This window comes from Aeromonas australiensis (assembly GCF_000819725.1).
In the GTDB taxonomy this organism is placed as follows: Bacteria; Pseudomonadota; Gammaproteobacteria; order Enterobacterales; family Aeromonadaceae; genus Aeromonas; species Aeromonas australiensis.
In genome coordinates this window covers 41,456-50,660 of sequence record NZ_CDDH01000070.1, presented here as the reverse complement: position 1 = coordinate 50,660, position 9,205 = coordinate 41,456, and the positions used below count along the sequence as shown (strand labels likewise).

Below are 9,205 nucleotides of genomic sequence, written 5' to 3'. Positions count from 1 at the left end.
GCATTGCCTTCCAGCCCACCCATCCCATCAGTGGGCTGGAAGGCAATGCGCTGGATGCCCGCGCGGCGCTTTTGGTACGCGCCATGGTGGCCGCGGCCCGGGCCGATGGCCATATCGACGGCGCCGAGCGCCAGAAAATTCAGGAGTACCTGACCGAACAGGGCCAGAGCGATGCGGCCCGCTGGATTGACGCCGAGCTGGCCCGTCCCCTCGATCCCCACGCGCTGGCGCGGGAAGTGACCGATATGGAGCTGGCCACCGAGGTCTATCTCGCCTCCCTGCTCGCCATCGAAGTGGATCACTTTATGGAGCGCGGTTATCTCGACGAGCTGGCACGCGCCCTCAAACTCGATGACAACCTCAAAGGCAGCATCGAGCGGCAGGTGGCCCAGCTTAACGCCCCCGCCTGATATCCCTCATCGCCATGGATTGCCGATAACGCCCCGCTCAAGGGGCGTTGTTGTTTCTGAGGCTCGTCAAAAGATGCGGATAAGTCTATTTGGATTGCGGGGCACAGCCCCTAAGATGGCGCAGGACTATCACCATTTTTGCAAGGAGCAACCGTTGGAGATACGCAAGGCAACCGCACTGGATATCGACGCCATTGTCGAGCTGAACCGGCAGATAGGAGAGATCCACCATCAGCACTATCCCGAGGTGTTCTGCCCGCCGTCACCAGAGGAACGGGGGTTTTTATTGAGCGCCATCGGCGCGGAAGGGCGTCTGTTCTGTGTTGCCGAGCAGGATGGCAGGGTGGTGGGCTTTTTGACGGCGCGGATCGATATCAATGAGAGCGTGCCATTTCTCACCCGTGCGCCGATTTGCCGCATCGGCTCTGTGGTGGTGGATGAGCAGCACCGCTCTCGCGGGATTGGCAAGGCGCTGATCGCCCATTGTGATGCGTGGGCCAAGGCCCGTGATGCTCAGCAAATCCGGCTGGAGGTGATGGCCTTCAACGAGCGGGCCCAAGCGCTCTACGCGGCGCTGGGCTTCAAGGTGCAGTCGCAGATCATGGCCAGATGAGCTGTTTGTTATGGCGAGCCAGGGCGCGTCACTTTCCAACCACAAAGGCCCGTTGCGGGCCTTTGTTCGTTTCGCCAGCGGCTCTTTGCCTCGTTACTTTTCGCCGAGCTGCGTGGCAATTAGCGCCACCAGCCGGGTGAGGGCCTGCTCCAGCTGTTCGCTCCAAGGATGGGAGCTGTTGAGGCGCAGGCAGTGGTTGTGTTGCCCCTGACTGGAGAAGAGGGCGCCGGGGGCCACTGAAAAACCGCTGCCCAGAGCCTTGGCGTGCAGGGCGCGGCTGTCGAAATGGGCAGGCAGCGCCAGCCAGAGGAAGTAGCCGCCATCGGGGGAGGAGATCTGCACTTCGCCGGGCAACAGCCGTTGCAGAGCTGCCCGCATCTGCTGCTGGCGCTGGGCCAGGGTGTGGCGCAGGCGGCGAAAGTGGGCATCGACCCCGCCCTGGCGCAGTATCTCGGCCAGCGCCAGCTGGCTCGGCACATTGGTGGAGAGGGTGGACATCAGTTGCAGCCGCTGCACCCGCTCGGCATGGGGCCCAGCCACCACCCAGCCGACCCGAAAGCCCGGCGCCAGGCACTTGGAAAAGGAGCAGCAGAGCAGGCTGTCGCCGCGTCGATCCCAATGTTTGATGGGCTTGGGCCGCTCGCGGCCGAAGTAGACCTCCGCATAGACATCATCCTCCACCAACGGCACGGCATAGAGGTTGAGCAGCGCCATCAGCCGCGCTTTGTGCGCATCGGGCATGGTGTGGCCGAGCGGGTGCTGCACATTGCCCATCAGCCAGCACGCCTTGATCGGCATCTTGCTGAGGGCGTCTTCCAATAGCGCCAGATCGATACCCACCCCCGGAATGACCGGGATCTCCACCGCCTTGAGTTTCAGCCGCTCGATGGCCTGCAGGGCGCCATAGAAGGTGGGGGACTCCACCACCACCCAGTCACCGGGCTCGGTCAGCACCTGCAGACTGAGGGAGAGCGCCTCCATGGCGCCTGTGGTGATGATGATCTCCTGCGGATTGACCGCCACCCCGTCACTGGCGTAGCGCTGGGCGATGGCGCGGCGCAGCGCCTCGTTGCCAGGGGGCAGATCGGCCACCGTGCTGAAGGGATCGAGCTTGCGCATGCAGCTGGCCAGCGCCCGTCCGAGCTGGGGATGGGGGAACAGGGTCGGGTCTGCTACCGACATGCCAAGGGGCACCAGATCCCGCGATTTGCTCGCCTGCAACACCTCGAACACCAGATCGTTGATATCCACCGAGCCGCTGTAGTGGGTCTGGCTCGGGGTGTGCTGCACGACCTGTGGTGAGGTGGCTTTGACGTAGTAACCAGACTGGGGGCGGGCGAGGATCCGCCCCTGACTTTCAAGCAGTTGATAGGCCTGCAATACCGTCATGGGGCTGAGCCCGTGGGTCTTGCAGCTCTGGCGAATGGAGGGGATGCGCTCTCCCGGTTGCCAGATGCCTTCGTCGATCTGGCTTTGCAGGCGGTCGGCCAACTGCTGGTAAAGGGACATGATCTGGATCAACTGTTATAGGTGTAATTCAATATAACTGCATCTGTTATAGGTGTCATGCTCCGTGATGTACTTGTCACGCACGAAACGTGCAAGGCAAATACAACAAAAGAGAGTGACGCATGATCAATCCGGATGACGTGGTCAGCCTGTCTCGCCTGCAATTTGGCGCCACGGCCCTGTTCCACTTCCTGTTTGTGCCCCTCACCCTGGGGCTGTCCTGGATCCTGGTGATCGCCGAGTCGGCTTATGTGATGACCGGCAAGGTGATCTATCAGGACATCACCCGCTTCTGGGGCAAACTGTTTGGCATCAACTTCGTCATGGGGGTCACCACGGGGATCACCATGGAGTTTCAGTTCGGCACCAACTGGGCTTACTACTCCCACTATGTGGGGGACATCTTCGGTACCCCGCTGGCCATCGAGGGGCTGATGGCCTTCTTCCTCGAATCGACCCTGGTGGGACTCTTCTTCTTCGGCTGGGACAAGCTCTCCCGCGGCAAGCACCTGCTGGTAACCATGCTGGTGGCGCTCGGCTCCAACCTCTCGGCGCTCTGGATCCTGATCGGCAATGGTTGGATGCAAAACCCGGTGGGTGCCGAGTTCAACCTGCTGACCCAACGGATGGAGCTGGTGGATATCGCCGCCGTGCTGTTTAACCCGGTGGCGCAGGTGAAGTTTGTTCACACCGTCGCGGCGGGCTATGTGGCGGCCTCCATGTTTGTGATGGGGGTGAGCAGCTGGTATCTGCTGCGCAAGACCGAGGTGCAGTTTGCCCTGCGCTCCTTCGCTATCGCCTCCGGCTTCGGGCTGGCCGCCATCCTCTCGGTTATTGTGCTGGGGGATGAGTCGGGCTATCGCACCGGCGAGGTGCAGAAGGTCAAGCTCGCCGCCATCGAGGCGGAGTGGGAGACCGAGCCAGCGCCAGCCTCCTTTACCCTGTTCGGCTTCCCGGATCAGCAGGCGCAAACCACCCACGCCGCCATCAAGATCCCGTATCTGATGGGGATCATCGCTACCCGCTCCATCGACGAGGCGGTGACCGGCCTCAAGGATATCAAGGTGCAGAACGAGGCGCGCATTCGCAGCGGCATGGTGGCGGCCGAGGCCCTCGAGCAGATCCGGCAGGGTGATGACAGCCCGGCCAACCGCGCCCGCTTCGAGCAACACGGCAAGGATCTCGGCTACGGCATGCTGCTCACCCCCTATGCCAGCAATATCGCCAAGGCCGGTGAGGCAGAGATTGCCAAAGCGGTCGATGACTCCATCCCGCCGGTGGCGCCGCTGTTCTGGGGCTTTCGGGTGATGGTGGGGCTTGGCGTCACCATGCTGGGGCTGATGGTGGTGAGCTTTGTTCAGCTCTGCCGCAACCGGCTGCAAGACTCGCCACGGCTGCTCAAGACCCTGCTCTGGAGCATTCCGCTGCCCTGGATTGCCATCGAGGCGGGCTGGCTGGTGGCGGAGCTCGGCCGTCAACCCTGGACCATCAGCGACGTGCTGCCGGTCTCGGCCTCGGTCTCTTTGCTTCAGCCGGGCCAACTCTGGTTCAGCCTGATCGCCATCTGTTCTATCTACACCCTGTTGCTGGTGGTGGAGCTCTTCCTGTTGCGCCATGTGATCCGCAAGGGGCCCGCCATTCTCCATACCGGCCGCTACAGCGGTGAACAACCCGAACTTGCGAGGATCGCCTGATGGATTACGCAACCCTGAAACTCATCTGGTGGGCGCTGCTGCTCTTCATGATGGTCGGTTTTATCGTGATGGATGGCTTCGATCTCGGCATCGCCATGCTGCTGCCGGTGGTGTCGAAAGATGACGACGACCGCCGTCTGGTGATCAACAGCGTGGGACCGGTGTGGGAGGGCAATCAGGTGTGGCTGATTGCCGGTGCCGGCGCCCTGTTCGCCGCCTGGCCGCTGGTTTATGCCGCCGCCTTCTCGGGGCTTTACATCCCCATGGTGGTGCTGCTGCTTGGGCTCTTTCTGCGTCCGGTCGGCTTTGACTATCGCAGCAAGCTGGCCGATCCGGTGTGGCGCCGCTGGTGGGATCGGGCGCTGGTGGCCGGTGGCCTGATACCGGCGCTCATCCTCGGTGCGGCTATCGGTCTGGTGATGGAGGGGCTGCCGTTTCGCTTCGACACGGCGCTGCGTCTGCACTATGGCGCCTTCGACTTCCACTGGGGCTGGCTGCTCTCGGTGCTGGCCACTGCCATCAGCCTGTTGCTGCTGCACGGCGCCGGTTTTCTGCAAGCCAAGGTGACTGGCACTCCTGCACTGCGCGCACGGGGGATCGCCATCCTGCTGGCCCCGCTGGTGACCCTCTGCTACCTGCTGGCCGGCTGGCATCTGGTGGATCTGCAAGGGTTTCAGCTGACCGGTGTGGGCACACACCCCTTTGACCCGAATGCTGCTATCAGCCCGCTGATGAAGGGGGTGATCCCCCACGCCGGTGGCTGGCTGCGCAACTATTTTGACTATCCGCTGCTGTGGCTAATGCCGATCATCGGGGCGCTGGCGCCGCTGGTGAGCGGGCTTACCTCCTGGTTGGAGCGGGGCCGGATTGCGCTGCTGGCCAGCGCCATTGCCTGCGCCGCCATGCTCTGCTCGGTGGCCATCGCCCTGTTCCCCTTCGTGCTGCCCTCATCCCTCGATGCGGTCAGCAGCCTGACCCTGTGGGACAGCACCTCCAGTTACAAGACCCTGGCCATTATGTTCGGCCTCGTGCTGGTGCTGATGCCGATCAACCTGGGCTACACCGGCTGGGTCTATCGGGTGGTGCGCGGCAAGCTCGACCGTGCCCGCATCAAGCGCGACGGCCATCAACTCTACTGACCATAAGGAAGACGCCATGTGGTACTTCACCTGGATTTTAGGCCTCGGCTTCGCCCTGCTGCTGGGCCTGTGCAACCTGCTCTGGCTGGAAGCGCGCTGGCAGGCGGACGAACGGGACGGTAACTGACGGCGGGGCTCGCGCCCCGCCACGGCCGGTGGTTGGCGTGCACACGTCGCCATCGGCCCCTCTCTCCCCCTCTTTAAACGACACAAACGACACACTTTCAACCGACAACCAACCGAGAGGTAATTGTGATGAAACAGAGATTGAAAGCGGTGGCGCTGGCCATCGGCTGCGCGTTTGCCGCGGCTCAGGCCTGTGCCGAACCAGTACAACTGACGCCACTGGATAAAACCTTCACCCTGCAGGTGCTCGGCAGTGGTGGCCCCATCTCCGACGACCTGCGTGCCTCCTCCAGCGAGGTGATCTGGTGGAAGGGGAAATCCCGCATCCTGATCGATGCCGGTGGCGGCGTCTACCTGCGCTTCGGCCAGGCGGGGGCCAAGCTCGAAGAGGTTGATTTTATCGGCATCACCCACTTTCACACCGACCATGTGACCGACCTGCCCGCCTTGCTCAAGGGGGCCTACTTCTTCGAGCGCAGCGATCCGCTGGATCTGGCGGGGCCCGAGGCCGGTTCGGCCTTCCCCAGCATGAGCGGCTACTTTGATGCCCTCTTCAACAAAGACAAGGGCGCTTATGCCTACCTGAGTGGCTTCAAGGATGGCACCGATGGCCTCTTCCCCATCACCTTGCACGATGTGCCCTACCAGAGCCCGCAGCCCCACACCGTCTATCAGCAGGATGGGCTGACCATCACCGCCCTCGGCATCCCTCACGGTGACGTGCCCTGTCTGGCCTATCGCATCGAGAGCGCCGAGGGGACCATCGTTATCTCTGCAGATCAGAATGGCAGCAACCCGGCCTTTGTGCCGTTTGCCAAGGGGGCCGACATTCTGGTGATGCCGCTCGCCATCCACGAAGGGGCTGATCCGGTCTCCGCCTCGCTTCACGCCAAGCCGTCGGTGGTGGCCAAGATTGCCGCCGAGGTGAACCCCAAGCTGCTGGTGCTCAACCACTGGATGGGGGTTGGCCTCAATCACAAGAAAGAGGCGATGGCCATCGTCAAACAGCAGTTCCACGGTCAGATCGTGGCCGCCCGCGATCTCTCCAGCTACCCCGTTTCATCCGTCAAGGAGTCCACCCATGAGTAACTCAAGCAGCAACAAAACCAACAAACTGACCCTCTCCATCGCCATGACCAGCCTGATTGTCCTGACCCCGGGCCTGGCGCTGGCGGCCACCCCGAGCGATGCGCCGGTGAAAGCCGCCCCCAGCGAACAGCACGGCGGCAAGTGCGCGGCGGGCAAGTGCGGTACCGAGAAGCGCTTTGAAAAGCAAGCCCTCGACAGTGATCCACAGGGGCGGCTGGTGCGCGCTCGCGATGGCAAGTGTGGCGTAGGGGGAGAGGGGATTGATGGCAATACATCCAGCAAGGGCAGCAAGATGACGGAGGGGGTATGCGGCCAATAAGCTCCCGCAGCCGGGGGATCGGGCTGCGTCAGGAGCATCTGGATGCGCTCTGCGCCGGCCCCGTCCGCCCTGGCATCGACTTTCTCGAACTGGCGCCGGAGAACTGGATGGCCATCGGCGGCGCCAAGCGGGATCAGCTGCATCAGCTGGCCGAGCGTTACCCGCTGGTGGCCCATGGGCTCAGCCTCTCTCTCGGCGACTGTCAGCCCCTCAATCGCACCCTGCTCAGCCAGATCCGCACCTTTCTGGATGAGTTCGGCATCGAGATCTACAGCGAGCATTTGAGCTTTTCCCGCGACCAGCAGGGGTATCTTTACGAGCTCTTACCGGTGCCGCGGCAGTGGGAGAACATCCCCTATCTGGCAGAGCGGATCGCGCAGGTGCAGGATGCGCTGGCCCGCCCGCTGGTGCTGGAAAATATCTCCTACTACCACGGCTATGACCATGAGATGCCGGAGGAGGATTTTCTCGCCGAGCTGGTGGCGCGCAGCGGTTGCGAGCTGCTGCTCGATATCAACAACGTCTTTGTGAACAGCCGCAACCACGGTTACTGCCCCAAGCGGATGATCGCCGGGCTGCCGAGCAATGCGATCCGTTACTTCCATATCGCCGGTCATCTGGAAGAGGCGGATGGCACCTTGCTGGATACCCATGGTCGTCCGGTCTGTGAGGAGGTGGTGGCGCTGGCCCGTTATACGGTGCAGACCCACGGCCTGCGCCCCCTGCTGCTGGAGCGGGATCACCATCTGCCACCGCTGGCAGAGCTGGAGGCGGAGCTGGCGCGGGTGCACGGCGCCTGTTGCGAGGCGATCGACCGTCAGGTGTGGGAGGTGCGCTATGGATAGACGGTTATCACTGATCACTGCGCCCAAAACGGCACCGCAGCGGATGCAGCAGCAGACCGCCTGGCTGGCGAGCCGGGTGCGGCTGCCGCAGGATGGCATCGCCAGCCACTATGCCCGCAGTGTGCGCGCCAATGTGGAGTCGGTGCTGGAGAGCTGCTTTGTCCTGACCCTGGCGGGGCTGACTCCCGACGAGCAGCGCACATTGGTGGATGGCTTTGTCGCTCACCATGGCGCCCTCGATCCGGCCTTTCACCATATCGCCACCGAGTGCGTCCGTTATGTGCAAGATGGCCACCGCGAGGGGACGCTCAACTGGCCCCGGCAGCGGCTGGCGCTGTTGGAGTACGAGTGGGCCTGCTTCTGTGTCGAGATTGACCAAGGGGTGGTGCCGCAAGTTATATCGGGGGTTGAGGTGACGGCGGAGAGTTCGTTTGTGCTCAATCCCACCCTGCAACTGCTGGAGCTCCCCTTTGCCATTCGTCGCAGCGGTGTGGTGCCGACCCGGCAGGGCAACCACTTCTATGGCCTGTTTCGCAGCCCGGATCATCGGGTGGTGACCCTGCGGTTGCGCGAATGGGATGTGGCGCTGATCCAGCTGCTGCAACAGCAACCGGGGATCACCCAAGCCGCATTCCAGCAACAGGTTCAACAGGTTCGCAGCGACTTTGATCTGATCGAGTGGGCACGCCATTTTCACCGGCTGGGTCTGCTTACCCTGCCCATTGGCGAGCGCCAGCTTGGCACTCCCTTGCCCCCATTTAGCAAACACCAAGGAGAATTCCCATGAACAACACCCTTATCCAGTGGTACGAGCGGGCGGTAGCCCAGTGCAAGCGGCTCGATTTTCTGGCCCTGCTGGCCATTCGTCTCTATCTCATTCCAGTCATCTATGTGGGGGCCCACTCCAAGGTGATGGGCTTTGCCGGCACGGTTGCCTGGTTTGGTGCGCCGGTCTCGGAAGGGGGGCTCAACCTGCCGTTCCCGGCCCTGCTCGCCTTTCTGGCGGCCGGCACCGAGGTGCTGGGCTGCATCTGCATCGCCCTTGGCCTCTTTACCCGCATCATGGCCATTCCCACCATCTTCCTGATGAGCGTGGCGAGCGCCATGGTGCACTGGAAGCACGGCTGGGATGCCATCGCCACCGGCAGCATGGAGGCCACTGTGCGCCTCAACGGCTTTATCGAGTGGCTGGCCGCCAACTTCCCCGGTCGTTACAACTACATCACCGAGCTCGGGGATCCCGTGATGCTCAACAACGGGATGGAGTTTGCCGCTACCTACTTCGTGATGCTGCTGGTGCTGCTGGTTTACGGCGGGGGCCGCTACGTCAGCCTCGACTACTGGCTCACGCGGGCGGTGAACAAGGGGGACGTGGTCTCCCGCACGGCATAACAACACATAACAGAGCGTGAAGAGAGACGAGCGGCATAAGCCGCTCGTTTTTATTTGATGAAGGAAGAG

General features: G+C 62.6%; 11 protein-coding genes. 10 read left to right on the top strand and 1 reads right to left on the bottom strand.

Annotation, left to right across the window (positions count from 1 at the left end):
- Both BN1117_RS12290 and BN1117_RS12285 read left to right on the top strand, forming a co-directional pair.
- A partial coding sequence (locus BN1117_RS12290; RefSeq protein WP_040097749.1) for a tellurite resistance TerB family protein occupies nucleotides 1–410 on the top strand: 410 nt, incomplete at its 5' end.
- Nucleotides 411–564: 154 nt separating this feature from the next.
- A complete protein-coding gene (locus BN1117_RS12285) occupies nucleotides 565–1,023 on the top strand; it encodes a GNAT family N-acetyltransferase (protein WP_040097747.1) in 459 nt (152 codons plus the stop codon).
- A gap of 93 nt (nucleotides 1,024–1,116) precedes the next feature.
- Here the strand turns inward: BN1117_RS12285 and BN1117_RS12280 are convergent, their stop codons facing one another.
- Nucleotides 1,117–2,532 carry an aminotransferase-like domain-containing protein gene (locus BN1117_RS12280; RefSeq protein WP_040097745.1) on the bottom strand — a complete coding sequence of 472 codons (1,416 nt, stop codon included), beginning with the start codon at nucleotides 2,530–2,532 and terminating at the stop codon, nucleotides 1,117–1,119.
- Nucleotides 2,533–2,654: 122 nt separating this feature from the next.
- On the opposite strand from BN1117_RS12280, the gene BN1117_RS12275 reads away from it, so the two are divergent.
- The 8 genes from BN1117_RS12275 (at nucleotide 2,655) to BN1117_RS12240 (ending at nucleotide 9,136) form a co-directional block, all read left to right on the top strand.
- A complete protein-coding gene (locus BN1117_RS12275) occupies nucleotides 2,655–4,226 on the top strand; it encodes a cytochrome ubiquinol oxidase subunit I (protein WP_040097744.1) in 1,572 nt (523 codons plus the stop codon).
- Complete coding sequence (gene cydB / locus BN1117_RS12270) at nucleotides 4,226–5,365, top strand: cytochrome d ubiquinol oxidase subunit II (protein ID WP_040097742.1); 1,140 nt, start codon at nucleotides 4,226–4,228, stop codon at nucleotides 5,363–5,365. Before BN1117_RS12275 ends, cydB begins: the two co-directional genes overlap by 1 nt.
- A gap of 16 nt (nucleotides 5,366–5,381) precedes the next feature.
- Complete coding sequence (cydX, locus tag BN1117_RS12265) at nucleotides 5,382–5,492, top strand: cytochrome bd-I oxidase subunit CydX (protein ID WP_005337572.1); 111 nt, start codon at nucleotides 5,382–5,384, stop codon at nucleotides 5,490–5,492.
- 128 nt (nucleotides 5,493–5,620) lie between these two features.
- A complete protein-coding gene (locus tag BN1117_RS12260; RefSeq protein WP_040097740.1) occupies nucleotides 5,621–6,580 on the top strand; it encodes an MBL fold metallo-hydrolase in 960 nt (319 codons plus the stop codon).
- The gene (locus BN1117_RS12255; RefSeq protein ID WP_040097739.1) at nucleotides 6,573–6,899 is read left to right on the top strand and encodes a hypothetical protein; all 327 of its coding nucleotides are present in this window, start codon (nucleotides 6,573–6,575) and stop codon (nucleotides 6,897–6,899) included. The genes BN1117_RS12260 and BN1117_RS12255 overlap by 8 nt, the downstream gene beginning before the upstream one ends.
- Nucleotides 6,887–7,744, top strand: a complete 858-nt coding sequence (locus tag BN1117_RS12250) for an MbnB/TglH/ChrH family RiPP precursor modification enzyme (protein ID WP_040097737.1) — start codon at nucleotides 6,887–6,889, stop codon at nucleotides 7,742–7,744. Before BN1117_RS12255 ends, BN1117_RS12250 begins: the two co-directional genes overlap by 13 nt.
- A complete protein-coding gene (locus BN1117_RS12245) occupies nucleotides 7,737–8,531 on the top strand; it encodes an HvfC family peptide modification chaperone (protein ID WP_040097735.1) in 795 nt (264 codons plus the stop codon). The genes BN1117_RS12250 and BN1117_RS12245 overlap by 8 nt, the downstream gene beginning before the upstream one ends.
- Entirely contained in the window at nucleotides 8,528–9,136 is a 609-nt protein-coding gene (locus BN1117_RS12240) for an HvfX family Cu-binding RiPP maturation protein (protein ID WP_040097734.1), read from the top strand. The genes BN1117_RS12245 and BN1117_RS12240 overlap by 4 nt, the downstream gene beginning before the upstream one ends.
- Nucleotides 9,137–9,205: the final 69 nt, after the last annotated feature.